Origin of the sequence: Arthrobacter sp. StoSoilB20 (genome assembly GCF_019977295.1) — a bacterium.
Lineage (GTDB): Bacteria > Actinomycetota > Actinomycetes > Actinomycetales > Micrococcaceae > Arthrobacter > Arthrobacter nicotinovorans_A.
Genome location: NZ_AP024651.1, coordinates 2,893,457 through 2,919,940, shown reverse-complemented (window position 1 = coordinate 2,919,940; position 26,484 = coordinate 2,893,457). Strand labels below are relative to the sequence as shown.

Below are 26,484 nucleotides of genomic sequence, written 5' to 3'. Positions count from 1 at the left end.
GCTCAGGCCCCCAGTTTGCCGAGGGCTGCCAGGACCGAGTCCGCGGTGGGATCATGGATCTCGCCCACCAGCCCGCCGTCGCTCATCAGGACCACGCGGTCGGCATAGCTGGCCGCCACGGGATCGTGGGTGACCATGATGATGGTCTGGCCCATCTCCTGGCTGCTCCGGCGGAGCAATGCCAGCACTTCACCGCCGGCTTTGGAGTCAAGGTTGCCCGTTGGTTCATCGCCGAATACGACGTCGGGACGGGTCAGCAAGGCCCGGGCTACTGCCACGCGTTGCTGTTGCCCGCCGGAAAGCTCGTGCGGGCGGTGCTTGAGCCGGTCCTTCAGGCCCAGGGTGTTGACAACGGTATCCAGCCACGCGGCGTCGGCGGTGGTCCCCGCCAAAGCCAGCGGAAGGGTGATGTTCTGCTCGGCCGTCAACGTGGGCACCAAATTGAAGGCCTGGAAAACGAAGCCGATCCTCTCCCTGCGGAGCGCCGTGAGCTGACGGTCGTTCAGGCCCGTCAACTCCGTGCCACCGAGGACAATGCGGCCCGAGTCCGCTGTATCAAGGCCCGCAAGGCAATGCATCAACGTGGACTTGCCGGAACCTGAGGGCCCCATGATGGCCGTGAACTTTCCAGCATCAAAGCTCACCGAGACCTTGTTCAGTGCGGTGACAGTGGTATCTGCGCGGCCGTAGCTTTTGCTCAGCTCGTGGGCCTCGACGGCGGGGCGGGCCTGGGCCGCGTCGGAGCCCTTGGGCCGCTCGGTTCCTGACGGGTGGGAGAGGTGCGTGAATGTTGACATGCTTTCACGCTATGTTCTGCCATGGCCCTACAGGATCGGGCCAAGGGCCCATTGTCCGGCGGCGGCCCTCATACCCAGGTCGGAGATGCTAGGACCCAGGGGCTACAACGCCGGTCTCATAGGCGATCACCACTACTTGCACCCGGTCCCTGGCCCCCAACTTGGCAAGGATGTGCCCCACATGGGTTTTCACTGTGGCTTCCGAGAGGAACAGCCCCGCGGCAATCTCGGGATTCGACTGTCCCTGGGCGATCAGCTGGAAGACCTCGCGCTCGCGGGTCGTCAGGCGCTCGACGGCGGCAGCATGCACGGACTGCTCCGGCGTCTGTGTCCTCAGCAACGGTGCCACATGGTCCAGCAAACGCCTGGTGGTGGAGGGAGCTATCACCGCATCCCCGCGGAAGACGGTGCGGATGGCTTCCAGTAGTTCTTCGGGTGGGGCATCCTTCAGGAGGAACCCGCTGGCCCCGGCCTGGATGGCTGCCAGCGCGTACTCGTCCAGGTCGAAGGTAGTCAGCACCACTATTTTGACTTCCGCCCGCTGGGAGCCTGAAGGCTGTGCTGCGGCCTGTTCCAGGATGCGGCGGGTTGCCTCGATGCCGTCCATGCCCGGCATCCGGACATCCATGAGGACAACATCGGCGGCGGTGGCTGCCAACGCCTGGACAGCCTCGATCCCGTTACCGGCCTCGGCTACGACCTCAAGGTCCGGCTGGGAATTGATGAGCATCCCAAAACCGGACCGCACCAACTGCTGGTCATCAACGAGCGCCACCCTGATGGGCGCAGGAACTTCTGCCATTGCTTAAGCCTCCGAATACGGGATGAATGCAGACACGCGGAAACCGCCGCCCTGTTCCGGGCCTGCTGCCAAGGAACCATCGTAGAGGGAGACTCTCTCGCTCATTCCCAGCAAGCCATTCCCACCGCCAGGTGCCGGCGGATCAGCAGCGGCGCCCCGGCCGTCGTCGAGGATGTCCAGCTGCAGGCCCCGGGCCTGCCATGTCAAAGTGACGCCCGCCTTCGCTTGCGGGCCGGCGTGCTTCATGACGTTGGTGAGGGCTTCCTGGATGATGCGGTACGCCGTGAGCTCCGCTCCGGCAGGCAGCGCCCGGCGGGGAACGCCGCTCTGTTCAAAAGCAACTTGAAGGGTGGCGGCCCGGAACCCGAGGAGCAGTTCGTCCAGGTCCGAGAGTCGCGGCTGCGGGCGGGTGGGGGAGTCGTCGTCGGAGCGGAGTACTCCCAGCAGCCTGCGCATTTCGCCCAGGGAGTCCCTGCCCGTGGCAGCAATCGTGGCCAGGGCTTCAGTTGCGAGCTCGGGCTTAGCGGCGGCAGCGTACCTCGCTCCATCGGCCTGGGTGATGATCACGGACAAGGAATGCGCCACGATGTCGTGCATCTCGCGGGCAATGTGGGAACGCTCATCCGCGGCGGCCAGTTTCCGTTCCTGCAACTGCTCCACTTCCAGGCGCCGCGTCCTGTCCTCCAACGCCTGGAGCTGGAGCCTGCGTACCCGGGTGAGGTCTCCCAGCGTCCAGCTGACCAGCACCAGCATCCAGATCAGGACGGTGTACAGCGTGCCGATGGTCAGGCCCATGATTCCCGACTCCACAGTGGTCGAGAACAACCGGGTGGTGAGCATGACGCCGCCTGCGAGGCCGGCAATCAGGACACTCCGGCTGGCCCAGGCAGGCCCGTAGGCCGCGGTGGCGTAGATGACCAAAGGGACGGCGATTTGGCCTGCCACTGGTTCAGCGCCTACCGCCCACTGGATCAGGCACACCAGGATCACTGCGCCGGCCGCCAACTCCGGCCGCGTGCGTCGCCAGGCGAGGGGGAGCAGGAGGCTGCAGGACAACAGTGAGAGCCACGGACGATCAGCAAGGAGGTAAACCGGGCCGAAGAGCAGGATCAGCAGGCACGTTGCCGTCAGGTCAACCATGAAGCGGTTGATCCGGAACCATTCATAAACCGCATGCCTTCTATCCACGTTTAGACTCTATGCGGTGGTTCCCATGGCGGGCATCATGCTGTGGTCTGACTCCCTGGCATGGAAGTGTTCGCAGAATGAGACGATTTTGACCAGCATGTGGATTGCTTGGCTAGATAGAGCTATGAGTGCAACGTCCATCAATCTCGCTGTCATCCCTGGCGACGGCATTGGCCCCGAGGTCATCGCCGAAGCCGTCAAGGTCCTCGAAAAGGCCGTAGCCGCCGAAGGCGTTGCCCTTGAACTGACCAACTACAAGCTCGGTGCCCAGCACTGGCTTGAAACAGGCGAGACCCTCCCGGACGAGGTCCTGGCGGACCTTCGCACCCGCGATGCCATCCTCTTCGGCGCTGTGGGAGCGGCCCCGGGTGATACCCGCATCCCCTCTGGCATCATCGAACGCGAGATGCTGCTCAAGCTCCGCTTCAGCCTGGACCACTACGTGAACCTGCGCCCCTCCCGCCTGTACGGCACTGTCGGCAGCCCCTTGGCAAACCCCGGCACGATTGATTTCATCGTGGTCCGCGAGGGCACCGAAGGTCCGTACGTGGGCAATGGCGGGACGTTGCGCGGTGGCACCCCCCACGAGGTCGCTACCGAGGTCTCCCTCAACACGGCCCACGGTGTGGAGCGCGTTGTCCGCGATGCGTTCCGTCGTGCCAACGAGCGCCAGCGTAAGCACGTCACGCTCGTCCACAAGCACAATGTGCTGGTTTTTGCCGGACACCTGTGGAAGCGCACTGTTGAAGCGGTGGCCCAGGAATTCCCCGAGGTCACGCACGACTACCTGCACATCGACGCCGCCACCATTTTCATGGTGACCGACCCCGCGCGCTTCGACGTGATCGTTACCGACAACCTCTTTGGTGACATCCTCACCGACCTCGCCGCAGCCGTGACCGGCGGCATCGGCCTGGCGGCATCGGGCAACATCAACATGGACCGCACAGCGCCGTCGATGTTCGAGCCCGTCCACGGCTCCGCTCCGGATATCGCCGGACAGCAGAAAGCCGATCCCACCGCGGCCATCCTCTCCGCAGTGCTCCTCCTGGACCACCTTGGCTACACCACGGCGGCCCGCAAGATCGAGGCGGCAGTGGTCGCCGACGTCGAAAGCCGCACCGGCGAGCCACGCAGCACAGCTGCCATCGGCGATGCCATCGCGGCCGCACTTTAGGCCCAATACTCAGGCGTAAGCTTGTGTTGAATTATTTACCTGCTTCCCTGGTCCATCGCTGAACCGCACCCTTTTTAGGGCCGGTTCGCCCTGCCAGGTAGCTGACTGTGGAGGAAACATGACTCAGACTGCCCATGGCGTCGAATTCAGCCAGCAGCTTTCGGAAACCCCGAAGTCTGTTGAGGAGCGTGCAGCCATCCTGGCGAACCCAGGCTTCGGCGACTACTTCACCGACCACACCGCCGTCGTCGACTACAAGGTTGACGCCGATGGCAATGGCGGTTGGCAGAATGCCCGGATCGAGCCCTACGGACCGATCTCCCTGGACCCGTCTGCGGCGGTGCTGCATTACGGCCAGGAAATCTTCGAGGGCCTCAAGGCCTACCGCCACGCAGATGGTTCCGTCTGGACCTTCCGTCCCGAGGCCAACGCAGCACGCTTGAACAAGTCCGCGCGCCGCCTCGCACTGCCTGAGCTGCCCGAGGAGTTCTTCCTGGGTGCCATCCGCGAGTTGGTCCAGGCTGACAAGGAATGGGTTCCTTCCGGTGACGGTGAAGCCCTCTACCTGCGTCCGTTCATGATCGCCACGGAGGCGTTCCTTGGTGTGCGTGCTGCCCGTGAAGTGTCCTTCCGCGTTATCGCTTCTCCCGCAGGAAACTACTTCGGCGGCGAACTCAAGCCTGTTTCCATCTGGATCTCCCGCGAATATGCCCGTGCCGGCCGCGGCGGGACCGGTGCTGCCAAGTGCGGTGGCAACTATGCTGCTTCCTTGATCGCGCAGCAGGAAGCCGAAGCGAACGGGTGCAAGCAGGTACTGTTCCTGGACCACTTCAACGACGACGCCGTGGAAGAACTCGGCGGCATGAACGTCTTCTTCGTGATGAAGGACGGCTCGCTGGTCACTCCGGCCCTCAGCGGCACCATCCTTGAAGGCGTCACCCGCATGTCCGTCATCCAGGTGGCCAAGGACATGGGCCGCGAGGTCACCGAGCGCAAGATCACCCTCGATGAGTGGCGCGACGGCGTTGCCTCCGGCGAGATCACCGAGGTCTTCGCTTGCGGCACCGCCGCCGTGATCACTCCGATCGGTGTGCTCAAGGACGCCACCGAGTTCATCGGTTCTGAGGACGCGACGGCGGGCGAGACCACCATGGCCATCCGCGAGCAGCTCCTGGGCATCCAGACCGGCGAGGTCGAGGACACCCACGGCTGGCTGACCCGCCTGGTCTAGCTTCCGGAGCGTTTCGAAACGCCACGGCACGACGGCGGCCCTTCCCTTGGCCATCAAGCGGAAGGGCCGCCGTTCTGCTGACGCGACGCTCTTGCCGGTCCCCTTGGGTTGGGCGCGACGCTCTTGCCGGTCCCCTTGGGTTGGGCGCGACGCTCTTGCAGGTCCCCTTGGTGTGGGCGCGACGCTCTCACCTATCGGCGGTCGGATGGGGGATGTGAGAGAGGATCGGTCGGTAGGGCGGGGGATGTGAGAGGGGATCGGTCGGTATGGCGGGGGATGTGAATGAGCATCGGTTCGGTGCCAAGATGGGAGCGTGACTTCTGAATCAATGGCGAACACCGGCAACGCACCAAGCGGCGAGACCTCTCCCCTGCAGCGCAGCAGCGGGCTGACCCGTTTCCGGCTGGCTCCTAACCCGGGCCCGATGAGCCTGGACGGCACCAATTCATACGTCATCGGAGCTCCAGGCTCCAGTCGCGTGGCAGTGGTGGACCCCGGGCCCGAAGATGAGCAGCACCTGGCAGCGCTGGCAGCGGCGGGCACTGTGGACGTTGTCCTGATTACTCATCGGCACGCCGACCATACTGAAGCGTCAGCACGCTTCCACGAGCTGACGGGAGCGCCGGTCCGCGCCGTTCTGCCTGAGCACTGCCACGGCGGCGAGCCCCTCAGGGATGGGGAAGTCCTGACTGCAGGGGGCGTGGAAGTCCGCGTTGTTGCCACCCCTGGCCATACATCGGACTCGGTGTGTTTCCATCTTCCCGCCGACGGCCCCCACGGCTCTGTCCTGACAGGCGACACCATACTGGGCCGCGGCACCACAATTTTGGATTATCCCGATGGCCGGTTGGGCGATTACCTTGCAAGCCTGGACAAGCTTGAGGCACTCGGGCCGGCTACCCTCCTTCCCGCGCACGGCCCCGTGCTCCCGGCCCTGGACGATAAGTGCCGGGAGTACAGGGATCACCGTGGTCAGCGCCTCGACCAAATCAGGGCAGCGCTGAAGCAGTTGGGCGGTGGCGCTTCGATCGGGGCAGTCACCGATGCCGTGTACCCCGACGTCGACCCATCAGTGCGGTGGGCGGCAGAGACTTCCGTTGCCGCCCAGTTGGATTACCTCAGAAGCTAAACCCGGACTGTAGGCTTGAGCCCATGCGTATCGCCCGGTTTGTAGTTGATTCTGATCCCCTTTACGGCGTTGTTGAAGGCGAGCCCGGCAGTGAGGAAATCACTGTCATCAACGGCGACCCCTTCTTCAACGGCGTTGAACGTACCCATTTGAAGCACAAGCTCGAGGACGTCCGGCTCCTGGCTCCGATCATTCCCCGCAGCAAGGTCATTGGGGTCGGCCGGAACTTTGCCGAGCACGCCGCTGAACTGGGCAATGAAGTTCCCCAGCAGCCCTTGTTGTTCCTGAAGCCCAATACCTCGGTGATCGGTCCGAACGATCCCATCATCCTCCCGGAGTTCTCGGAGGAAGTTTCCTTCGAAGCGGAACTGTGCGTGGTCATTGGCCGCATCTGCAAGGATGTCCCGGAGGATCGCGCGGACGACGTCATCTTTGGGTACACCTGCGGCAACGACCTCACTGCCCGCGATGTCCAAAAGACGGATCTCCAGTGGGCGCGCGCCAAGGGGTTCGACACCTCGGCACCGCTTGGCCCGTGGATTGAAACCGAGCTCGACCACGAGGATTTGTCCATCCAGGGACGGCTTAATGGTGAACTTCGCCAGGACGGCAGCACCAACCAGATGATCCGTGGCGTGCGCGAACTCGTCTCGATCGTTTCCCACGCCTTTACCCTGCTCCCCGGCGACGTCATCATGACCGGTACGCCGGCCGGCGTCGGGCTGGTGAGCGAGGGCGATCGCTTCGAAGTGGAGATCGAAGGCATCGGCCGGCTCTCCAATCCGGTGGTTCGCCGCTAGGCTCAAAGCCAGCGGAACCTCAAAACCCAAGGCCCGACGGCGGCACCCGCCTTTCGCACGAAAGGTAGGCGCCGCCGTCGAGCGGTTGGGTCGAAAACCGAGCCGGCCCCAAGCGGTAAAGTTGGACCTACTATGACTACTGCTTCTGCGTCGAACGCTGCCTCCAGCGCTATTCCTGCCGTCAACGCCGACACTCCGGTCCGCGTCCGATTTTGCCCCTCGCCTACGGGGACTCCGCACGTTGGCCTGATCCGTACCGCCCTGTTCAACTGGGCCTACGCACGCCACACCGGCGGCAAATTGATCTTCCGCATCGAGGACACGGACTCCGCCCGTGACAGCGAGGAGAGCTACCACCAACTGCTGGACGCCCTGAAATGGCTCGGCATCAGCTGGGATGAGGGCGTGGAAGTGGGCGGACCGCACGAGCCGTACCGCCAGTCGCAGCGCGGCGACATCTACCAGGACGTCATCGCCAAACTCAAAGCCGGGGGACATGTCTACGAGTCCTACTCCACCCCCGATGAGATCGAGGCCCGTCACAAAGCTGCCGGCCGCGACCCCAAGCTGGGCTATGACGGATTCGACCGGCACCTGACGGATGAGCAGCTGGCACAGTTCAAGGCCGAGGGCCGCGAAGCTGTCCTGCGCCTCCGCATGCCGGATGAGGACCTGACGTTCAACGACCTTGTCCGTGGTGAGATTACCTTCAAGGCGGGTTCAGTTCCCGACTTCGCTGTTGTTCGCGCCAACGGAGCTCCGCTCTACACCCTGGTGAACCCCGTGGACGACGCCCTGATGGGCATCACCCACGTACTCCGTGGCGAAGACCTGCTGAGCTCCACGCCGCGACAGATCGCCCTGTACCGTGCGCTCTACGCGATCGGTGTGGCCGAGTACATGCCCGAGTTCGGTCACCTGCCCTACGTGATGGGCCAGGGCAACAAGAAGCTCTCCAAGCGTGATCCCGAGTCCAGCCTGTTCCTGCACCGGGAGCGCGGCTTCATTCCGGAAGGCCTGCTGAACTACCTCTCACTGCTGGGTTGGTCGTTGAGCGCGGACGAGGACATCTTCACCGTGGAGCAACTGGTGGCCAACTTCGACATCCATGATGTCCTGGGCAACCCCGCACGCTTTGACATCAAGAAGGCCGAGGCCATCAACGGTACGCATGTCCGTTTGCTGGCTCCGGAAGACTTCAAGGAGCGCCTGGTCCCGTACCTCCGCGCTGCAGGGTTCGTGGGGGAGATCCTTACCCCGCGCCAGGAAGAGATTCTTGCCGAAGCAGCCCCGCTGGTCCAGGAGCGCATCACCCTTCTTGGCGAGGCTCCCGAGATGCTGGCGTTCCTCTTCAAGGCCGACGACGCCATTGACGTGGCGGATGACGCCCGGAAGGGGCTCCCTGCCAATCTGGACGAGGTCCTTGACGCTGCCCTGGCCGCGCTTGAGCCCATCGGGGACTGGACTGCCGAGAACATCCAGACTGCCCTGAAGCAGGCACTCGTGGAAGACCTTGGGATCAAGCCCCGCGCCGCTTTCGGTCCCGTGCGCACTGCCATCTCCGGCCGCCGCATCTCCCCGCCTTTGTTCGAGTCAATGGTGATCCTGGGCAAGGATTCTTCCTTGGCCCGTGTTCGCGCCTTCCGCGGCTAAGGGCGGCACACGTCATGGCGATCGCAAGCTCCTTCGGCACTATCCGCGGTGTCCTCTTCGACATCGATGACACCCTGGTGGACCTCGAGTACGCCATGACCACAGCATTGCGTGACGTCAGCGAACATCTCCTGCCCGGCCTGGACCAGGCCGGGTGGGTGAAGTTCGGCCGCATCTTCACCCACGAGACCACGCACTTCTATGACCGATACCTGGCCGGGGAGCTGACCTTCAACGAGCAGCGCCTGCTTCGCGGCAGGGCTGCTTTGGGTCACTTTGGCGTGGAGCTCGACGACGGCGAGGATGCACAGGCATGGGTGGCTGAGTACCACCAGCGCCAGACGGCGTATGTGAGGGCCTTTGAAGATGTGGCAGGGGTGCTGGATGCCCTTGATGCCGCGGGTGTCCCTTATGGTGCCGTGAGCAACAACGTGCACGACTACCAGCGGGCCAAACTCGATGGCGCCGGCCTTTCCAGGATCAAGGTCCTGGTGGGAACGGATACGGTGGGCGTGCCCAAGCCGGATCCCGCCATTTACCTTGAGGGTGTGCGTCTGCTCGGCACTGCTCCAGGGGAGACCCTGTATGTCGGCGACAACAGGCTGCTGGACGCCGACGGCGCGACGGCGGCAGGTTTGGTTGGCGTGTGGCTTAACAGGACAGGAGAGGTCGTGGAGGAGTTCGCGGGCCGGCAAGTGGACTCATTGTCGCGGTTGCTGATGAAGGCTTCGACTGCGGTCTAAGCCCGCTGCCGGGCAGTAAAGAATCGTGTGATGCAGGTAACGGCTTCTCGATTTGTGCAGGTGGCAAGACTCCGGTAGAGTCATTACTCGTGCTGAGGGGCACGGAGGGAAAAGCAGAGGGAAACCGAAGCGCGGAACTCCGGTCCAAAAGTCACTTTGGGATATGGTGTAATTGGCAACACTACGGTTTCTGGTACCGTCATTCTAGGTTCGAGTCCTGGTATCCCAGCTCTGATTATCCGCGTGAATTCGCTGGAAAATCGGAACCTCCGAGTCGCTGAAGCGATTTGGAGAGAAGCTGAATATATGAAATACTCATTCAGCTTGATCACCGGAAACGGTGAATAAAGTGCAAGGCCCCATCGTATAGCGGCCTAGTACGCCGCCCTCTCACGGCGGTAACGCGGGTTCGAATCCCGCTGGGGTCACCACAGAATCCCCCGGAACCACGGTTCCGGGGGATTTCTTTTTGCCTCCGTTATGCACATGGCGCCAGCCGCGCGCCCCGAAGGTGGATCCGGCTGGCATGATGATGCTGTGACCGCAAACGAAGACCCGGCAGCTCTCCGGAAAGCCCCCGTAGCTCAAGGCGCGGCAGCCGCCGTCGAGGCCTTGGAAGCTGCCCGTGCCGAATTGGCGCTCACCACCCTTCCACTCGCGATCCAGGATGCTCCCGAGGCCCGTCAATGGATCCGTGAATCGCTGGCGCAACTCGATGATTACATCATTCCCCGCTACCGCAGCCTCGACGCTCCGCTGCTGGCCGTCGTCGGCGGTTCCACGGGTGCGGGGAAATCCACGCTGGTCAACGCGCTGGTGGGATATCCCGTGACGCGGGCCGGGGCCATCAGGCCAACCACGCGCCAACCCATCCTCCTGCATCATCCCCAGGACGCCGGCTGGTTCGAAGGCCACCGGATTCTTCCCAGCCTTGAGCGCATCCGGGGGACTGTTTCCTCGCGTCCAGTGCCCGCCACCGAGGCAGGCGCCGCTCCGGACGCCCAAGCGATCACCTCTCTGGTACTGGTGGGCCATGACGCTGTGCCTCAGGGCATCGCGCTCCTGGACGCACCTGATGTCGACTCAATTTCCGATGACAACCGCAGGCTTGCCGGGCAGTTGCTCGCCGCGGCGGATCTCTGGGTGTTTGTCACCACCGCCAACCGCTATGCCGATGCCGTTCCCTGGCGGCTGCTCCTGGACGCGGCGTCGCGCGATATCACCGTGGCCGTGGTCCTGGACCGGGTGCCGGCGGCGGCGGAAGAAGAAGTACGGGCAGACCTCAAAGCCATGCTGGACCGGCAGGGGCTTGCCGAGGCAGAGCTCTTTGTCGTGCCGGAAAGCGCCTTGGACGATCTGGGCATGCTCCCGGATGAATCGGTGGCAGCGCTGCGTGAGTGGCTCGCAGCGCTGGCAGCGAATGCGGCGGGCCGGGCGGACGTCGCCCGGCGCACCCTTGATGGAGCCGTCAAAGCCGTCGGCGTCCGGTTGGAGGGCATCGCCGGGGCAGCGTCAGCACAGGATGCTGCTGCGGATGAACTCCGGAAGATGTGCATCCTGGAATATGAAGACGCCCTTTCCCGCATTCTTGAGGCCACCAAGGATGGCGCACTCTTGCGTGGCGAAGTACTGGCCCGGTGGCAGGACTTTGTGGGCACTGGAGAGTTTTTCCGGGCCCTGGAGCAGAATATCGGGCGGATGAGGGACCGTATGGGGGCGTTCTTTCGGGGGGAGCCTGCCCCTGCGGTGAAAGTGGAGACCGCCATCGAGACCGGACTGCAGGCTGTGATCCTGGATGAAGCGACCAACGCAGCAGAGAACGTGGACAGCCGTTGGCGATCCGGATCGGCCGGCCGGCACCTGCTTGGTGCCGATGACCTCTCCGGAACAAGCGAAGGTTTCGATGCAAAATCCGCAGCCGCCATCCGCTCCTGGCAGGAAGGGCTGATGGGGATGATCCGAACCCAAGGGCAGGGAAAGCGAACCCAGGCGCGCTGGTTGTCCTTTGGCGTGAATGGCCTGGGCGCTGCGCTGATGGTAGTGGTGTTCTCCATGACTGCGGGCTTGAGCGGGCTGGAGATCGGCATCGCCGGCGGTACGGCCGTAGTGGGTCAGAAGCTGCTGGAGGCGGTGTTCGGTGAGGATGCCGTGCGTCGCCTTGCACAGCAAGCCCGGGATGACCTGCACACGCAGTGCCAGCGGCTATTGGATGATGAACGGCAGCGTTTCCTGGACCGCCTTGAAGCGGTGCATCCGCGTTCCGGGAACCAGTTGGCCGGACATGCCAAGACCCTGCGCCGCTTGGCAGGAGCCGCATGAGCCGCCACGGCCAGGTCCGCGAGGCCTCCCAGTTGCAGCGCAGGCTGGAGGCCCTTAATACGGCCCGCGAACTCGCAGAAGGCGTGCTTCCGGACGAGAACCTTCAATCGGTCTACGAGGTCTTGGAGCGAGCCACCTCCAGGCGCTCCTTATCGGCCGGACACACGGTGGTGGGATTTTTTGGGGCTACCGGGAGCGGGAAGTCCTCTCTGTTCAATGCCGTGTCAGGAAGCGACCTCGCAACAGCGACGGCGCGGCACCCCACCACCTCGGCGCCGCTGGCGGGAATATGGGGTGAGGAGGGCAGTGGCCCGCTGCTCGACTGGCTCGATGTCAAGGAACGCCACGCGCTGCCCTCGGTCCCTGGGTTGGCCGACGCTGACACCGGCCTGGTTCTCATGGATCTTCCGGACTTCGACTCCACCAGGGAGGAAAACCGGGAGATCGCGCAGCGCATGGTGGGCATGGTGGATGTCCTGGTGTGGGTCCTGGACCCGCAAAAGTACGCCGATGCCGCCGTGCACAACGACTTCCTTCGGCCCATGGCTTCCCACGGGGCCGTCACCCTGGTGGTCCTGAACCAGATGGACAAGCTCAGCGCGGGCGACGCTTCTGCAGTCATGGAGTCCCTGAAAGGCATCCTGGCCCGTGACGGTCTGGGCAGCGTCCGTGTAGTGGGTGCGTCAGCGCTGACGGGCGACGGCGTCCCTGCCGTCCGTGCGGCCATCAGGAACGTCGTGGTCCAACGGGAAGCAACAACGCGGAGGCTGGCAGCGGACGTCCTCAAAGCAGGTACGGAATTGGCAATCGCGTCCGGCGACGGTGAAGCCCACGGCATCACAGCGGGCGCCAAGGCGCGGCTGGCATCCGAACTGGCGACGGCGGCAAACGTACCGGTGGTGGTGGACGCGGTCCAAAGGTCCTTCGCAAGGGAATCAGCCCGAAGGACGGGGTGGCCGGTGACGCGTTGGTTGCTTCGGTTCCGACCGGACCCCTTGCGGAGGCTGAACCTGGGGCGAAAGGACACCCGTCCCGAACTAAGCAGGACCTCACTGCCTCCGGCCAGCGCGCCGGAGCGGGCACGCACCGATGCTGCCGTCAGGGATTTCGCGGATGCGGCGTCCGCTGGTGCTCCGGGGCCGTGGCGCGCAGCAATCCGCGCAGCCGCACGCGACGGCAGGGAACAACTGCCCGATGCCTTGGATCAGGCAATTGCCGGCACCGACCTCAAGGCAACACAGCGGCCACTGTGGTGGGTGCTGTTCAACACGCTCCAGTGGCTCGCCTTGGTGCTGGCCGTTGGTGGGCTTGGCTGGCTCGGTGTGCTGGCGGCGCTGGGCTACTTCCAGATGCCCGTGCCGGAGGTGCCGCGGACTGAGGGTTGGCCGTGGCCCACCTTGATGGTGGCCGGGGGAGTGCTGCTGGGAATCGTCCTCGCCATAGCAGGCAGGATTGTGGGCGGATGGGCGGCAAAGGCGCGGGCAGCCCGGGCAGCGAAGAGGTTGAAGGCCGCAGTGGCTGCCGTTGCCGGGCAACGGATCGTGGAGCCGGTGGACGTAGAGATCACGCGGCAGAAGGCCTTCAACGCTGCACTGAAGGTGGCACGTTCTGCCCCAGTACGCTGAGCTGGAATCGTTGAGCCGGAGTCGCTGAGCTAGAGGGCTGCTGCTGCATCCCTGACTTTGATGAGGGTGCGCAGGTTCCGGGTGGTTGTACTGGCTTTGTAACGTGATTTGGCGGAGAGCTTGCTGAAGGGGCTGTCCAACGTGCCGCCTGCCGGGGCCAGCCACGCCGATGCTTCGGGTCCGAGCCGCACCTGTTCCACGCCGCCCAGGGCTTCGCCGGCCTCAAAGAGTTCATCGAGCATGGCGGTATCGGAAGCCAGCGTTATGTAGCTGTGCGTGGACTTATCGTCAGCCGGATAGGGGCAGGCATCCACCAGTTCGCCAACGCGCGCTGCTGTGAGCACCACCACCCAGGCGTCGTAGTCGAAGCTCGTTCGCAGGCATTGCTCGAACTGCTTCTTGACTTCCCGGGCGCTGAGTTCACTTTGCAGCACCACGTTTCCGCTGGCCAGAAGGGTCTTGACCTTGGCGAACGGATAATTCTGGAGGGCGGCTTTGAGCTCGGCCATCTTGATGTTGATGCCACCGACGTTGATGCCGCGGAGGAAGACGGCGTAGTTCTCCATGGCGGACCTAGTCGTTGTTCTTCCGCAGCGCTTCGGTGAGCACCCGGGCGGCGTTGCAAACTACTTCGGCGTGCAGGCGGCCCGGCTGGCGGGTCAGCCGCTCAATGGGACCAGAAATCGAGACGGCCGCAATGACCCGGCCGGACGGTCCGCGGACGGGAGCGGAAACCGAGGCGACTCCAGGCTCGCGTTCGCCGAGGCTCTGACCCCAGCCCCGGCGTCGTACTCCCGCCAGTACGGTGGGCGTAAAGCGGGCGTTTTGCAGCCCTTCCAGGAGCCTGTCGTGGTCCTCCCATGCCAGCAGGACCTGGGCGGCGGAGCCGGCCTTCATGGACAGCTGCGTGCCAACAGGAATGGTGTCGCGCAAGCCAATGGGGCGTTCGGCTGATGCCACGCAGACACGCCAGTCACCTTGCCTGCGGAAAATCTGGGCGCTTTCACCGGTGGCGTCGCGCAACTGGATGAGGACCGGTCCAGCGGAGGCGATCAGCCTGTCTTCACCGGCGGCCGAGGCCAACTCCACCAGGCGGCTGCCCAGGACGAAGCGTCCTTGGATGTCGCGGCTCACCAGACGGTGATGTACCAGCGCCAGCGCGAGCCGGTGAACCGTGGGCCGGGCAAGGCCCGTAGCCGCTACAAGTTGCGCGAGTGTCGTAGGCCCGGCCTCGAGGGCGTCGAGAACCTGGGCCGCTTTATCAATGACACCGACTCCACTAGAATTGTCCATGTAATGATATTGCCGTCTCAATATCTGAGATGCAAGTTCTTTAGCTGGCCTATATCGCAGCGATGCTGCTTCAGTGGACAAAGAACAACGCAACAAGCCAAACGCAGTGAAGGGAGCAGGCCGTGGGAAAGACACTGGCCGAGAAAGTCTGGGACGCGCACGTAGTGCGCAAAGGTGAAGGCGAAGGAGCCAACGCCCAGCCCGATCTTCTCTTCATCGACCTTCACCTGGTCCACGAAGTGACCTCACCGCAGGCTTTTGAAGGCCTGCGGCTGGCCGGGCGGCCGCTGCGCCGTGTCGACCTCACCATCGCCACCGAGGACCACAACACTCCCACGCTGGACATCGACAAGCCAATTGCCGACCTCACCAGCCGCACCCAGATTGAAACGCTGCGGGCCAACTGCAAGGAATTCGGCGTACGCCTGCACTCCCTGGGTGACAAGGAACAGGGGATCGTGCACGTCGTCGGACCGCAGCTGGGGCTGACCCAGCCGGGCATGACTGTGGTTTGCGGCGACTCCCACACCTCAACGCACGGAGCCTTCGGTGCCTTGGCCATGGGCATCGGCACGTCCGAGGTTGAGCACGTCATGGCAACCCAGACGCTGTCCCTGAAGCCGTTCAAGACCATGGCCATCAACGTTGAAGGAACCCTTCGTTCCGGTGTCACGGCCAAGGACATCATCCTGGCCGTCATTGCCAAGATCGGCACCGGCGGTGGCCAGGGCTATGTCCTGGAATACCGTGGTTCCGCCATCCGGGCACTGTCCATGGACGCCCGCATGACCATCTGCAACATGTCCATCGAGGCCGGTGCCCGGGCAGGCATGGTGGCTCCAGACCAAACCACCTACGACTACATGCAGGGCCGGCCCCATGCGCCCGAAGGCGCCGACTGGGACGCCGCCGTCGAGTACTGGAACACGCTGCACACCGACGAGGACGCGAGGTTCGACGTCGAGGTGGACCTGGACGCCGACACCCTGGAGCCGTTCGTGACCTGGGGTACCAACCCGGGCCAGGGTGTTTCCCTTTCGGCCAAGGTCCCGTCCCCTGAAGACTTCGGCGACGAGAACGCCAAGGCTGCGGCCGAGCGCGCGCTCCAGTACATGGGCCTGGAAGCAGGGACCCCCATGAAGGACATCCGCGTGGACACGGTCTTCCTTGGATCCTGCACCAACTCCCGCATCGAGGACCTCCGCGCCGCTGCGGACATCATCCGCGGCCGTGAGAAAGACCCCCAGGTCCGTATGCTGGTGGTTCCCGGCTCGGCCCGTGTCCGACTGGAAGCCGAAGCGGAAGGCCTGGACAAGGTCTTCAAGGAATTTGGCGCCGAATGGCGTTTCGCCGGTTGCTCGATGTGCCTGGGCATGAACCCGGACCAACTGGAGCCGGGAGAGCGCTGCGCATCAACGTCCAACCGCAACTTTGAGGGCAGGCAAGGCAAGGGGGGACGCACCCACTTGGTCTCACCTGTTGTCGCTGCGGCCACAGCCGTACGTGGCACGCTGAGCTCGCCGTCGGACCTTGAGTCCGCCACGGCCGGCAGCCTGACCGGAACAGCAGTCTAGGAGGATCATCATGGAAGCATTCACCACCCACACCGGGATCGGCGTGCCGTTGCGCCAGAGCAACGTGGACACCGACCAGATCATTCCTGCCGTCTACCTCAAGCGCATCACGCGAACCGGCTTCGAAGACGCCCTGTTCGCTGCCTGGCGCAAGGATGAGTCATTCATCCTCAACCAAGCCCCGTTCAATGCCGGCTCAGTGCTGGTGGCCGGACCCGACTTCGGAACCGGCTCATCCCGCGAGCACGCTGTCTGGGCGCTGAAGGACTACGGTTTCAAAGCCGTACTTTCTTCCCGGTTTGCCGATATTTTCCGCGGAAACTCCGGCAAGCAGGGTTTGCTCGCCGCACAGGTGGCGCAGGATGACATTGAACTCATCTGGAAGGTCCTGGAGAACGCCCCCGGCACCGAAGTCAAGGTGGACCTGGTCAGCAAAACCGTGGAGTGCGGCAATGTTGTTGCTCCCTTCGACATCGACGACTACACCCGCTGGCGCCTCCTGGAAGGCCTGGATGACATCGGCCTGACCCTGCAGCACGAGGAAGACATCACCGCTTACGAGGCCACGCGGCCTTCCTTCAAACCGAAGACGCTTCCTGCGAAGGTTGAGGCTGGCTAAAGCCTTCAACCAAGGCCGCACAGCGGCAGATTGTGGACCGGTGGGCACCGTGAAGGACTGCCCGCCGGTCCTTTTTCGTAGAGGGCCCGCTGAGGCCCGGTACGGCCGGCGCAGGGTGCGTCCATTTCGGTTCGGTAACGCAAGCTTCTATGCTTAGCTGGAGCCTTTGTAAGTTTGGGGGGCGAGTAGTCGTGAGGAAACCGGTATAGATGAGTAGTGTTCTGACAATCCGCGGTGGCGTCCCATTAACGGGACGAGTGACCGTTCGCGGTGCCAAGAACCTGGTGCCCAAGGCCATGGTGGCGGCGTTGCTGGGCAGCGAACCATCGGTGCTGAGGAACGTGCCGGAAATCAAGGATGTAGAGGTTGTCACCAGCCTGCTGCAGCTGCACGGAGTGACAGTGGTGAAGGACCCCGTTACGGGTGACCTCACCTTGGATCCCAAGGATGCCAAGACTGCCTCCAGTACGGCCATTGACGCCCATGCCGGGGATTCCCGGATCCCCATCCTGCTGTGCGGGCCCCTGATCCATGCCATCGGGGAGGCCTTCATCCCCGATCTGGGTGGTTGCAAAATCGGGGACAGGCCCATCGATTACCATCTCGATGTGCTCCGCCAGTTCGGTGCCGTGGTGGAAAAGCGCCCTGGCGGGATCCACATCTCCGCACCGCACGGCCTCCATGGAGCCAAAATCTCCCTTCCCTATCCTTCGGTTGGCGCCACCGAGCAGGTGCTGCTGAGCGCAACACGGGCAGAAGGAATCACTGAACTCATCGGGGCTGCAACGGAGCCCGAGATCATCGACCTCATTGCGGTCCTTCAGAAAATGGGCGCCATCATCAGCGTCCAGACCGACCGCACCATCAGGATTGAGGGCGTCAAGGACCTCCGTGGGTACAACCACCGTGCTCTGCCGGACCGCAACGAGTCCGCATCATGGGCCTCGGCTGCATTGGTGACCCGGGGAGACATCTTCGTTGAAGGTGCATCCCAGCGGGACATGATGACTTTCCTGAACACCTACCGCAAAGTCGGTGGCGGGATGGACATCGGAGACGACGGCATCCGCTTCTACCACCAGGGCGGCAAGCTCTCCCCGCTGGTGCTGGAAACGGATGTGCACCCCGGCTTCATGACTGACTGGCAGCAGCCACTGGTAGTGGCGCTGACCCAGGCCGAGGGCGTTTCCATCGTGCACGAGACGGTGTATGAGAACCGGTTCGGCTTCACCGAGGCGCTGGCCCGCATGGGAGCAAACATCCAGGTGCACCGTGAGTGCCTGGGCAGCGTCCCATGCCGGTTCGGTCAGCGGAACTTCCTTCACTCCGCCGTGATTTCAGGACCCACTCCGCTCCGTGGCACCGATATTGATATCCCGGACCTCCGGGGCGGCTTCAGCCACCTCATCGCGGCACTGGCAGCCACCGGCACCTCCAGGGTTACCGGCATCGACATCATTAACCGCGGGTACGAGCGCTTTACCGAGAAGCTGGCCGGCCTGGGTGCCGATTTCGATATCACCACCACCAAGTAGCGGGGGATCCTTTGAAGGAATCGGCCAAGAGCCGTGCCACATTCGTGCTGCTGGCGGGCCTGGCTCGTCCGTTGATGAACCTCGTGATGGCCAAGAAGTGGGAAGGTGTTGAAAACCTTCCCCCGGGTGGTTTCATCGCGGCGCCCAACCACTGCACCGAGATCGATCCCATCGTCATTGGGCACATGGTCTACAACCAGAAGCGGCCACCGCACTTCCTGGCCAAGAAGGGGCTTTTCAAAGTCCCCGTGCTCGGAGCACTGCTGGCAGCCACCAAGCAGATACCGGTTGAACGCTCGACGGCGGGAGCGAACCGTTCGCTGCAAGTCGCCAAGGAGGTAGTGGACGCCGGTGGTGCGATCATCATCTATCCCGAAGGCACCCTGACACGGGATCCCGATCTGTGGCCCATGAAAGGCCACACCGGAGCAGCAAGGCTTGCTCTGCAAACCGGTGCGCCTGTTGTCCCTATGGCGCACTGGGGAGCGCAGGAAGTCTTCCCCCGTTATGCGAAGCGTTTTCACATTTTCCCGCGCAAAACAGTACGGGTCCTGGTCGGGAAGCCGGTTGACCTCAGTGCCTTCGCCGACCGTCCGATGGATCGCGCCACGCTGACTGAGGCAACCGAAGTCATTATGGACGCCATCACGGGCCTGCTGGCGACGCTCCGCAACGAAGACGCTCCTGCTGAACGTTGGGATCCGGCTGTTCACAAACAGTCAAAACATGGCCGTTTCGTCGAGCGCGGAGCCTCCGACGCTCCGGAACCCGAGGAAGGTAAATGACCATTATCCAAAGCCCTGCCCGGACCCCGGACGTCGTGGCGGTTTTGGGTGCCGGATCATGGGGCACCACCTTTGCCAAAATCCTGGCCGACGCCGCGGAGGCCGCCGGCGCTGAACGCAGCATCCGTATCTGGGGCCGCCGTCCCGGGGTTGTGGAACAGATCAATTCACTGCACCGCAACCCGCAGTACCTCAAAGACATTGAGCTTCCGGCTTCCGTCACCGCCTCCACTGACGTGGCGGAGGTGCTCAAAGACGCTGCTTTGGTGGTCCTTGCTGTTCCTGCCCAGTCGTTGCGGCCACAACTGGGCGAGTGGAAGCCCTTGCTGGCCCCCGACGCCGTGGTGGTTTCCCTGATGAAGGGATTGGAGCTGGGCACTGATGCCCGGATGAGCGAAGTCATCGCACAGGAACTGGGGCTTCCTGCCGACCGTGTAGCAGTGGTTTCTGGCCCCAACCTTGCAATGGAGATTGCCCGTGAGCAGCCCACAGCGTCCGTGGTTGCCTGCAGCGATGCCGATACTGCCGCTGCCATAGCGTTGTCCTGCACAGCGCCGTACTTCCGGCCGTACACCAGCACGGATGTGGTGGGTGTTGAGATCGGCGGGATCGTCAAGAACGTCATTGCCCTCGCCGTGGGTATTTGCGAAGGCCGGCAGATGGGTGACAATACCAAGGCTTCGGTCATCACCCGTGGACTTGCGGAAACCTCCCGGCTTGCCCTCGCCCTCGGCGGCGAAGCCCACACCATGGCCGGTCTGGCCGGCCTCGGTGACCTGGTAGCCACCTGTTCATCGGCGTTGTCGCGCAATCACACTGCGGGCCGTTTGCTGGGCGAAGGGCTGACTTTGGAACAGGTCGCAGAACAAATGACCCAGACTGCCGAAGGAATCAAGTCCGGCCCGGCTGTGCACGAACTTGCCGGCAAACTGAACGTTGAAATGCCCATTACGGCAGCCGTGGTAGCGGTGCTGGAAGGCAGAATGTCCGTTGATGACCTGGGACCACGTTTGCTGGCCCGGGCACTGAAGTCCGAAGGCGACTACTGATGGTGACAGATCACTCCACCCCCGCAACCAACCGCCCCCGCGTGGCGGTTCTTTTCGGCGGCCGCTCCAGCGAACATGCCGTCAGTTGCGTCACCGCGGCCGGGGTCATGGGAGCCATCGACAAGAACAAGTACGACGTCATTCCGATCGGCATTGCCAAGTCGGGGCAATGGGTGCTGGCCCCGGCTGACACCAGTGAGTGGTCCCTCAGCGCCGCAGCACTGCCTGAAGTGCCGGCGTCGGAAAAGACCGTGACCCTGGCCGAAGTGGGCGGTGAGCATCAACTGGTCGTTACCGAGCCCAACGCCATTCCCCAGGAGTTGGGCTCCGTGGACGTTGTGTTCCCGCTTCTTCATGGCCCGTGGGGCGAAGACGGAACCATCCAGGGCCTGCTGGAACTTTCCGACACCCGATATGTCGGGGCCGGGGTCCTGGCTTCTGCGGTGGGCATGGACAAACACTTCATGAAGGTGGTCTTCGAGTCCGCCGGACTAAGCGTCGGACCGTACATTGCTGTTACGGACCGGGACTGGCTTACCGACGCCGAGGCCGTCCGTAAGCGCGTGGACAAACTTGGTTTCCCGGTGTTCGTCAAGCCTGCCCGGGCAGGTTCGTCCATGGGAATCTCGAAAGTGGATTCCCTGGAAGGGCTGGACGCCGCGATCGAAGAGGCCCGCAGGCATGACCTGAAACTCGTGATCGAAGCCGGCATTGTGGGCCGTGAGATCGAATGTGCCGTACTCCAAGGACGCGGCACGGACGCGCCCCGGACGTCCATGCCCGGTGAAATCGCGGTGGCAGCAGGAGAGCACCAGTTCTATGACTTCGCTGCCAAGTATGTTGAAGATGGAGCGGCGGCGTTGAGTTGCCCGGCCGACATGCCCGAAGAGGCCATCAGCCGTGTTCGCGAACTTGCTGCCCTGGCATTCGATGCGGTGGGAGCCGAGGGGCTTAGCCGCGTGGACTTCTTCTACACCCCGGCCGGCGAGCTGATCATCAATGAGATCAACACCATGCCGGGATTCACGCCCAAGAGCATGTATCCGCAAATGTGGGCGGCATCCGGGCTGGCTTACGGCGATTTGATCGACGAATTGATACATCTGGCCCTGAACCGCAAAACGGGTCTGCGCTGACGCGCGCCTGCTGAACTGACAGGCGGGCCCGCTGACCGCATTACTTACCGGCGGGCAGGTTCTGCAGGTCCTCCTGGCCAACGCATTTGCCGGTTGCCTTGATCTTGCCGACAGCAGCCGCGAGCTCGGTGAGTACGGTTGCGGAGCTGATGTTCGCTGCCTCCAACTTGACCGGATCAATCAGGATCTCGGTGGCAGGTTCGCGGCCAAAGGTGGTCAAGGTGTACACGGGGTCACCTTCTTTGATGACCCAGTCGATGTCGTTGACGCTCACGCAGCGGTCGGTGGTGGGCCCGGGTACGTTCACTCCGCAGCGCAGGATAACCTGCGACGGTTCACCCCATGCCGCAGTGGCCTGGCTGTTGGTCTTGCGCAGTGCGGCATCGCCGATCTGGTCCGGCAGGGCAACCATCATCGGTGCGCAAGCAGGATTGGCGGCGTCTGTGGCGGCCGTGACATCAACGGTGGGTGAACACGCTGAGAGGGCGAGGGTGGCCGCGAGGGCCGAAGATACGCCCAGGGCTGTCCGGCGGAGGGTCTTTCGGTGCATTCATCCAGCCTATCCCGGGCGGGCTCGAGGGCAGATTCCGGTATCGGAGGTCACATTCCCCCCGATGCCGGGGAACCTGCGCACGTCATTATCCTGTCGGTGGATCGCGATAGCGTAGAGCCGTGCCCGCAGAACAGTTGACCGTCCAAGACCTTTCGGAATCAGAGCTCCTCGCCAGGATCTTTCCGCGCCTGAACCACAGCCCGGGCATTCTCCTGGGCCCTGGAGACGATGCTGCCTTGGTAGCGGCCCCGGATGGCCGCAGTTTGATTTCCATCGACACCCAAACCCAGGACCAGGATTTCAGGCTCGAATGGAACAACGGTTACCGGACCACCGGCTACGACGTCGGCTGGAAGGCTGCGGCGCAAAACCTCAGCGACATCAACGCCATGGGCGGCAGCGCCACTTCCCTGGTTGTCAGCCTGACAATGCCCCCGGATACTCCTGTGGCTTGGGTGGAGGCTTTTGCCGACGGTCTCACTGCGGCCATCGTCGGCTTGGGCGCTCCTGATTGTTCCGTTGCCGGGGGGGACCTTGGGCGGGGCCGCGAGCTGTCGGTGACGGTCGCCGTCGTCGGAAGCCTTGGGGGCTTGCCGCCTGTGCTGCGATCCGGGGCCAAACCCGGCGACGTCGTGGCAATTGCGGGGACCTTGGGGAGGGCCGCTGCCGGCTGGGCATTGTTGGAAAGCCGACATCCGATGCAGAGCCTGGATACCGAACTGCAGGCCCTGGTGGAAAACCAGTGCCGCCCCCAGCCCCCTTTGGCAGCGGGACCCTTGGCGGCGCGCGGAGGTGCAACTGCCATGATGGATATTTCCGACGGCCTGGTCCGGGACGGCGGCAGGCTCGCTTCGGCCAGCAACGTGACCCTCAACCTTGACCCCGTGGCCTTGAAGGTCCATGCCTTGCCGCTGGAACCGGCCGCTCTTTTACTGGGCTGCGAGGCGTTGCCCTGGGTCCTTGGCGGGGGAGAGGACCATGGATTGCTGGCCACCTTCCCAGCCGGAATTCAGCTACCGGCGGGGTTCACTGCGATAGGCTCAGTTGAAGCCGTTGTCGAGCCGCCAGGCAGGGGCGTCCGGATTGCCGGGCAAGCTGTTGACACCGTTGGATGGGATCACTTTGCAGACTAAGATCGCCGCGAATGCGCACGCCATGAAACGCTGGCTCGGCAAGGCGGAGGTGGTCCTCGGCAACCACAGCGATCGCCTCAACGCGATCAACATCTTTCCTGTAGCCGACGGCGATACCGGCACCAATCTCTATCTCACAGTCCGTGCCGCGGTTTCCGCCTTGGGCGGCACCGCCCCGGACACCACGGAAACGGGTACAACGGAAACGGGCAACGACGTCGGCGCGGTCCTCTCACGTGCAGGCCAAGCTGCCATGGAGCAGGCCCGGGGCAATTCGGGCACGCTGTTCGCGGTCTTCCTCTGTGCTGCTGCCGAGCCACTGGCCGGTAAATCCCGGCTCAGTGCGCCCTTGCTGGCAACAGCCCTGAACCGGGCCCAGATCCGCGCCTGGTCAGCGCTTAGTGAGCCTGTAGCCGGAACGATGCTCTCGGTCCTGGAAGCGGCATCGGACGCCGCGCAGGCCGTGGACGCCTCGCAGAACGCAGACGACAGCAATCACGCCCTTGGCCTTGCACTCGATGCCGTTGTGGAAGCTGCCTACCAGGCCGTCATCCGTACTGAGGGCGAGCTCGCCCAGCTCCAGGAAGCCCGCGTGGTGGATGCCGGTGGCGTTGGCATGCTGCTGATCCTCGATTGCCTGCGGGCGGCGGTTCTGGGCGAAGAACTCCAGGACGAACTCCTGGACGGTCTTCACGGGTATAAGCTGCAGGACCCGCACATCCACGAGCGTATGCCGGCCGATGATGGTGTGGAGGTCATGTGCACCATCAACCTGTCCCCTTTGAACGCAGCCATCCTGAGGCAGCGTCTTGATGAGATGGGTGATTCGGTCATCATGAGCCAAGTGGGCGGCGCACGGAGCCAGGATGATGATGACGAGGAATCCACGGTTGAAGCCAGCTACCGGTGGAGGGTCCACGTTCACGTTCCGGACCCCGAGCCGGCAGTAGCGCTGATTCGATCCCTGGGGGAGCCCACGGACATCGCTGTCAGCCAACTGGCCCTGCCCGGCACCGGCGGCCACAGGCCAGCCGAAGCTGAGTCCGGTGACCCGCAGGAGTCCGGCATTACAGGCCAGTCACGGCATGATTACTGAGCTGGAACTTCCCCTCGAGCGCAGGATCGGCAAGAGGTCTGCAGCAGTCATCGAGAAGCACTTGGGGCTCAAAACTACCGGTGCCTTGCTGAACTATTTCCCGCGCCGGTATCTGAGCCGTGGGGAGCTGACGCCCATCAGCAACCTTCCGCTGGATGAAGAAGTCACCCTGATTGCCCGGGTCCTGTCCAACACGACGCGCCAGATGCGGGCACGACGCGGCTCCATTACCGACGTCGTGGTGACCGATGAAGCCGGTGGAAGCGGGGCTCCGGGCACCCTGAAAGTCAGCTTCTTCAATGGTTTCAGGGCCAAGGCGGAACTTCAGGCCGGCCGCAGGGCCATGTTCTCCGGCAAGGTGACCCGCTACGGTGGTGCGCTGGGCCTGACCAATCCGGATTTTCTGTTGCTGGATGAGGACCCTGAAGCCGAAGGTTCCATGGACCCGGAAAAGCTTGCCGCCATGCCGATTCCGGTCTACCCGGCAACCGCCAAACTCACCAGCTGGTCAATCCATAAGGTGATCACGGCCCTGCTCCAAACCATGGATCTCGATGCCCTGGAAGATCCGCTTCCTGCAAGCATCGTCCGCAGGGATGGGCTGCTCAGCGTGGCCGAAGCCTACCGCCTGATCCATTCGCCGGAGACGGCGAAGGACTGGCAGCGGGCGCAGGAGCGCTTCAGATACCAGGAAGCACTGGTTCTGCAGACAGCCTTGGCCAGGCGGCGGGCCCAGCTCGCAGCGGAGGAAGCCACTGCCCGCCGTCCCCGCCCGGACGGATTGCTCAGCAGCTTCGACCGGAACCTGCCGTTCACCCTCACTGCCGGCCAGTCCGCCGTCGGGAAGACGCTCGCTGAAGAACTGGCCCGGGATACACCCATGAACCGGCTGTTGCAGGGGGAAGTAGGGTCTGGAAAGACCATTGTTGCCCTCCGGGCCATGTTGCAGGTTGTCGATGCCGGAGGCCAGGCCGCTTTGCTGGCACCAACCGAAGTTCTGGCCGCCCAGCATTTCCACTCGATCCGCAGGACCTTGGGGGTTTTGGCACGGGACGATGTCTTTGGCGGGGCAGGAATGCTCGGCGGGGACGCCGGGCCGGACTCGGTCCAGGTGACGTTGCTGACAGGCTCCATGCCGACGGCGGTCCGCAGGCAGGCCATGTTGGACGCTGCCTCGGGAAATGCCGGGATCGTCATTGGCACCCATGCCTTGCTTAGTGACAAGACCAGCTTCCAGGACCTTGGCCTGATTGTGGTCGATGAGCAGCACCGTTTCGGCGTGGAACAGCGGGACGCCCTCCGGGCCAAGGCCCAGCGCCCGCCGCATCTGCTGGTCATGACGGCAACCCCTATTCCCCGGACCGTGGCCATGACGGTTTTCGGAGACCTTGAAACTTCGATCCTGGATGAGCTTCCTGCCGGTCGCGCTCCCATCTCCACGCATGTGGTGGGGCTCGCGGAGAACCCCGGCTGGGTGGACCGCATCTGGAAGCGGTCGCGTGAAGAAGTTGAGTCGGGCCATCAGGTGTATGTGGTGTGTCCCAAGATCGGAACGGACGACGACGGCGACTTCAGTCCCGGAGAAGCCGAACCAAGCGACTCTGACCTCTCGGACGAAGGATCCGCGCGCGAGCTCGCATCGGTGGCTGCCGTCGTCGAGAGCCTGCTGCAGGAGCCCTCGCTGTCCGGTGTCCCCGTGGCGCCGCTCCATGGCCGGCAGGACCCTCAGTTGAAGACCGAAACCATGGCGTCGTTCGCGGCCAACCAGGTCAAGGTGCTGGTTTCCACCACCGTCATCGAGGTGGGCGTGGACGTCCACAACGCCACGTTGATGGTGATTCTGGACGCGGACCGTTTCGGAATTTCGCAACTCCACCAGCTCCGCGGCCGTGTTGGCCGTGGCGGACTGCCAGGTACCTGCTTGTTGGTGACCACCTTGGAACCGGGCCACCCGAGTCGTCGACGACTTGAAGCAGTGGCATCCACCACCGATGGTTTTGAGCTTTCCCAGGAAGATTTGAAGCTGCGCCGTGAAGGCGACATCCTCGGGGCCTCGCAATCCGGCGGACGTTCCACACTGAAATTGCTTCGGGTCCTGGAGCATGAGGACATCATTGCCCGCGCCCGGACGGACGCCCAAGGCCTTGTTGCAGAGGATCCTGCCCTCCAGCACCAGCCTGGCCTCGCTTCAGCAATCGACGAATACTTGAACCCCGAAAAGGAGGCGTTCCTTGAACGTGGCTAGAA

23 protein-coding genes and 2 tRNA genes are annotated in these 26,484 nt (G+C 63.5%); 19 read left to right on the top strand and 6 right to left on the bottom strand.

Translation table 11 applies throughout. From position 1 onward, the window contains the following. Window positions 1-2 precede the first annotated feature (2 nt). The 3 genes from LDN85_RS13215 to LDN85_RS13205 all read right to left on the bottom strand — a co-directional run bounded on the left by LDN85_RS13215 (window position 3) and on the right by LDN85_RS13205 (window position 2,787). Entirely contained in the window at window positions 3-797 is a 795-nt protein-coding gene (locus tag LDN85_RS13215) for an ABC transporter ATP-binding protein (protein ID WP_223943279.1), read from the bottom strand. Between the two features lie 88 nt (window positions 798-885). Next, window positions 886-1,599 carry a response regulator transcription factor gene (locus LDN85_RS13210; RefSeq protein WP_026546067.1) on the bottom strand — a complete coding sequence of 238 codons (714 nt, stop codon included), beginning with the start codon at window positions 1,597-1,599 and terminating at the stop codon, window positions 886-888. A gap of 3 nt (window positions 1,600-1,602) precedes the next feature. After that, complete coding sequence (locus LDN85_RS13205) at window positions 1,603-2,787, bottom strand: histidine kinase (protein WP_026546066.1); 1,185 nt, start codon at window positions 2,785-2,787, stop codon at window positions 1,603-1,605. 124 nt (window positions 2,788-2,911) lie between these two features. Between LDN85_RS13205 and LDN85_RS13200 the strand changes: the two genes are divergently transcribed. The 10 genes from LDN85_RS13200 to LDN85_RS13155 all read left to right on the top strand — a co-directional run bounded on the left by LDN85_RS13200 (window position 2,912) and on the right by LDN85_RS13155 (window position 13,464). Next, window positions 2,912-3,964: a 3-isopropylmalate dehydrogenase gene (locus LDN85_RS13200; RefSeq protein ID WP_223943278.1), complete on the top strand. Its 1,053-nt coding sequence runs from the start codon at window positions 2,912-2,914 to the stop codon at window positions 3,962-3,964. A 118-nt stretch (window positions 3,965-4,082) separates the two neighbouring features. Continuing rightward, the gene (locus tag LDN85_RS13195) at window positions 4,083-5,195 is read left to right on the top strand and encodes a branched-chain amino acid aminotransferase (RefSeq protein ID WP_223943277.1); all 1,113 of its coding nucleotides are present in this window, start codon (window positions 4,083-4,085) and stop codon (window positions 5,193-5,195) included. 328 nt (window positions 5,196-5,523) lie between these two features. Further along, the gene (locus LDN85_RS13190) at window positions 5,524-6,324 is read left to right on the top strand and encodes an MBL fold metallo-hydrolase (RefSeq protein ID WP_091550252.1); all 801 of its coding nucleotides are present in this window, start codon (window positions 5,524-5,526) and stop codon (window positions 6,322-6,324) included. 23 nt (window positions 6,325-6,347) lie between these two features. After that, on the top strand, window positions 6,348-7,124 hold the full coding sequence (locus tag LDN85_RS13185) for a fumarylacetoacetate hydrolase family protein (RefSeq protein WP_091550253.1): 777 nt from the start codon (window positions 6,348-6,350) through the stop codon (window positions 7,122-7,124). 132 nt (window positions 7,125-7,256) lie between these two features. Continuing rightward, window positions 7,257-8,777 (top strand): glutamate--tRNA ligase, encoded by a 1,521-nt coding sequence (gene gltX / locus LDN85_RS13180; RefSeq protein WP_223943276.1) that lies wholly within the window; start codon window positions 7,257-7,259, stop codon window positions 8,775-8,777. Between the two features lie 14 nt (window positions 8,778-8,791). After that, the gene (locus LDN85_RS13175; RefSeq protein WP_223943275.1) at window positions 8,792-9,520 is read left to right on the top strand and encodes an HAD family hydrolase; all 729 of its coding nucleotides are present in this window, start codon (window positions 8,792-8,794) and stop codon (window positions 9,518-9,520) included. Between the two features lie 157 nt (window positions 9,521-9,677). After that, window positions 9,678-9,749, top strand: a tRNA-Gln gene (locus LDN85_RS13170). A 126-nt stretch (window positions 9,750-9,875) separates the two neighbouring features. Next, window positions 9,876-9,951, top strand: a tRNA-Glu gene (locus tag LDN85_RS13165). A gap of 106 nt (window positions 9,952-10,057) precedes the next feature. Next, window positions 10,058-11,839 carry a dynamin family protein gene (locus tag LDN85_RS13160; RefSeq protein ID WP_223943274.1) on the top strand — a complete coding sequence of 594 codons (1,782 nt, stop codon included), beginning with the start codon at window positions 10,058-10,060 and terminating at the stop codon, window positions 11,837-11,839. Continuing rightward, on the top strand, window positions 11,836-13,464 hold the full coding sequence (locus LDN85_RS13155) for a GTPase (protein WP_223943273.1): 1,629 nt from the start codon (window positions 11,836-11,838) through the stop codon (window positions 13,462-13,464). Before LDN85_RS13160 ends, LDN85_RS13155 begins: the two co-directional genes overlap by 4 nt. A 29-nt stretch (window positions 13,465-13,493) precedes the next feature. Here LDN85_RS13155 and LDN85_RS13150 read toward each other — a convergent pair whose 3' ends face one another. Further along, entirely contained in the window at window positions 13,494-14,030 is a 537-nt protein-coding gene (locus tag LDN85_RS13150) for a DUF1697 domain-containing protein (protein WP_223943272.1), read from the bottom strand. Between the two features lie 7 nt (window positions 14,031-14,037). Next, on the bottom strand, window positions 14,038-14,757 hold the full coding sequence (locus LDN85_RS13145; RefSeq protein ID WP_014922101.1) for an IclR family transcriptional regulator: 720 nt from the start codon (window positions 14,755-14,757) through the stop codon (window positions 14,038-14,040). Between the two features lie 122 nt (window positions 14,758-14,879). On the opposite strand from LDN85_RS13145, the gene leuC reads away from it, so the two are divergent. The 6 genes from leuC (at window position 14,880) to LDN85_RS13115 (ending at window position 21,455) form a co-directional block, all read left to right on the top strand. After that, window positions 14,880-16,331, top strand: a complete 1,452-nt coding sequence (leuC, locus tag LDN85_RS13140; RefSeq protein WP_223943271.1) for a 3-isopropylmalate dehydratase large subunit — start codon at window positions 14,880-14,882, stop codon at window positions 16,329-16,331. A gap of 10 nt (window positions 16,332-16,341) precedes the next feature. After that, window positions 16,342-16,950: a 3-isopropylmalate dehydratase small subunit gene (gene leuD, locus LDN85_RS13135; protein ID WP_026540234.1), complete on the top strand. Its 609-nt coding sequence runs from the start codon at window positions 16,342-16,344 to the stop codon at window positions 16,948-16,950. Window positions 16,951-17,159: 209 nt separating this feature from the next. Next, window positions 17,160-18,485, top strand: coding sequence for a UDP-N-acetylglucosamine 1-carboxyvinyltransferase (gene murA / locus LDN85_RS13130; protein ID WP_026540235.1), 1,326 nt, complete (start codon window positions 17,160-17,162; stop codon window positions 18,483-18,485). An 11-nt stretch (window positions 18,486-18,496) separates the two neighbouring features. Next, window positions 18,497-19,270 (top strand): lysophospholipid acyltransferase family protein, encoded by a 774-nt coding sequence (locus LDN85_RS13125; RefSeq protein WP_026540236.1) that lies wholly within the window; start codon window positions 18,497-18,499, stop codon window positions 19,268-19,270. Next, window positions 19,267-20,319, top strand: coding sequence for an NAD(P)H-dependent glycerol-3-phosphate dehydrogenase (locus LDN85_RS13120; protein ID WP_223943270.1), 1,053 nt, complete (start codon window positions 19,267-19,269; stop codon window positions 20,317-20,319). The genes LDN85_RS13125 and LDN85_RS13120 overlap by 4 nt, the downstream gene beginning before the upstream one ends. Continuing rightward, the gene (locus tag LDN85_RS13115) at window positions 20,319-21,455 is read left to right on the top strand and encodes a D-alanine--D-alanine ligase family protein (protein WP_223943269.1); all 1,137 of its coding nucleotides are present in this window, start codon (window positions 20,319-20,321) and stop codon (window positions 21,453-21,455) included. Before LDN85_RS13120 ends, LDN85_RS13115 begins: the two co-directional genes overlap by 1 nt. 40 nt (window positions 21,456-21,495) lie before the next feature. Here the strand turns inward: LDN85_RS13115 and LDN85_RS13110 are convergent, their stop codons facing one another. Further along, window positions 21,496-22,005, bottom strand: a complete 510-nt coding sequence (locus tag LDN85_RS13110; protein ID WP_026540239.1) for a DUF3515 domain-containing protein — start codon at window positions 22,003-22,005, stop codon at window positions 21,496-21,498. Between the two features lie 122 nt (window positions 22,006-22,127). Between LDN85_RS13110 and LDN85_RS13105 the strand changes: the two genes are divergently transcribed. The 3 genes from LDN85_RS13105 to LDN85_RS13095 are packed head-to-tail and all read left to right on the top strand — an operon-like array spanning window position 22,128 to window position 26,482. Continuing rightward, window positions 22,128-23,141, top strand: coding sequence for a thiamine-phosphate kinase (locus tag LDN85_RS13105; RefSeq protein ID WP_223943268.1), 1,014 nt, complete (start codon window positions 22,128-22,130; stop codon window positions 23,139-23,141). 22 nt (window positions 23,142-23,163) lie between these two features. Further along, the gene (locus LDN85_RS13100; RefSeq protein ID WP_026546053.1) at window positions 23,164-24,237 is read left to right on the top strand and encodes a DAK2 domain-containing protein; all 1,074 of its coding nucleotides are present in this window, start codon (window positions 23,164-23,166) and stop codon (window positions 24,235-24,237) included. Then, window positions 24,227-26,482: an ATP-dependent DNA helicase RecG gene (locus tag LDN85_RS13095; protein ID WP_223943267.1), complete on the top strand. Its 2,256-nt coding sequence runs from the start codon at window positions 24,227-24,229 to the stop codon at window positions 26,480-26,482. The genes LDN85_RS13100 and LDN85_RS13095 overlap by 11 nt, the downstream gene beginning before the upstream one ends. The last annotated feature ends 2 nt before the right edge of the window (window positions 26,483-26,484 follow it).

Bases quoted from the DNA above. Each gene is read 5' to 3' on its own strand.
- LDN85_RS13175 (WP_223943275.1), top strand. From the start codon at position 8,792: ATGGCGATCGCAAGCTCCTTCGGCACTATCCGCGGTGTCCTCTTCGAC.
- LDN85_RS13145 (WP_014922101.1), bottom strand. From the start codon at position 14,757: ATGGACAATTCTAGTGGAGTCGGTGTCATTGATAAAGCGGCCCAGGTT.
- LDN85_RS13115 (WP_223943269.1), top strand. From the start codon at position 20,319: ATGGTGACAGATCACTCCACCCCCGCAACCAACCGCCCCCGCGTGGCG.
- LDN85_RS13210 (WP_026546067.1), bottom strand. From the start codon at position 1,599: ATGGCAGAAGTTCCTGCGCCCATCAGGGTGGCGCTCGTTGATGACCAG.
- LDN85_RS13110 (WP_026540239.1), bottom strand. From the start codon at position 22,005: ATGCACCGAAAGACCCTCCGCCGGACAGCCCTGGGCGTATCTTCGGCC.
- LDN85_RS13155 (WP_223943273.1), top strand. From the start codon at position 11,836: ATGAGCCGCCACGGCCAGGTCCGCGAGGCCTCCCAGTTGCAGCGCAGG.
- LDN85_RS13095 (WP_223943267.1), top strand. From the start codon at position 24,227: ATGATTACTGAGCTGGAACTTCCCCTCGAGCGCAGGATCGGCAAGAGG.
- LDN85_RS13200 (WP_223943278.1), top strand. From the start codon at position 2,912: ATGAGTGCAACGTCCATCAATCTCGCTGTCATCCCTGGCGACGGCATT.
- LDN85_RS13150 (WP_223943272.1), bottom strand. From the start codon at position 14,030: ATGGAGAACTACGCCGTCTTCCTCCGCGGCATCAACGTCGGTGGCATC.
- leuD (WP_026540234.1), top strand. From the start codon at position 16,342: ATGGAAGCATTCACCACCCACACCGGGATCGGCGTGCCGTTGCGCCAG.
- LDN85_RS13100 (WP_026546053.1), top strand. From the start codon at position 23,164: ATGAAACGCTGGCTCGGCAAGGCGGAGGTGGTCCTCGGCAACCACAGC.
- LDN85_RS13195 (WP_223943277.1), top strand. From the start codon at position 4,083: ATGACTCAGACTGCCCATGGCGTCGAATTCAGCCAGCAGCTTTCGGAA.
- LDN85_RS13215 (WP_223943279.1), bottom strand. From the start codon at position 797: ATGTCAACATTCACGCACCTCTCCCACCCGTCAGGAACCGAGCGGCCC.
- LDN85_RS13185 (WP_091550253.1), top strand. From the start codon at position 6,348: ATGCGTATCGCCCGGTTTGTAGTTGATTCTGATCCCCTTTACGGCGTT.
- LDN85_RS13190 (WP_091550252.1), top strand. From the start codon at position 5,524: ATGGCGAACACCGGCAACGCACCAAGCGGCGAGACCTCTCCCCTGCAG.
- LDN85_RS13120 (WP_223943270.1), top strand. From the start codon at position 19,267: ATGACCATTATCCAAAGCCCTGCCCGGACCCCGGACGTCGTGGCGGTT.
- murA (WP_026540235.1), top strand. From the start codon at position 17,160: ATGAGTAGTGTTCTGACAATCCGCGGTGGCGTCCCATTAACGGGACGA.
- gltX (WP_223943276.1), top strand. From the start codon at position 7,257: ATGACTACTGCTTCTGCGTCGAACGCTGCCTCCAGCGCTATTCCTGCC.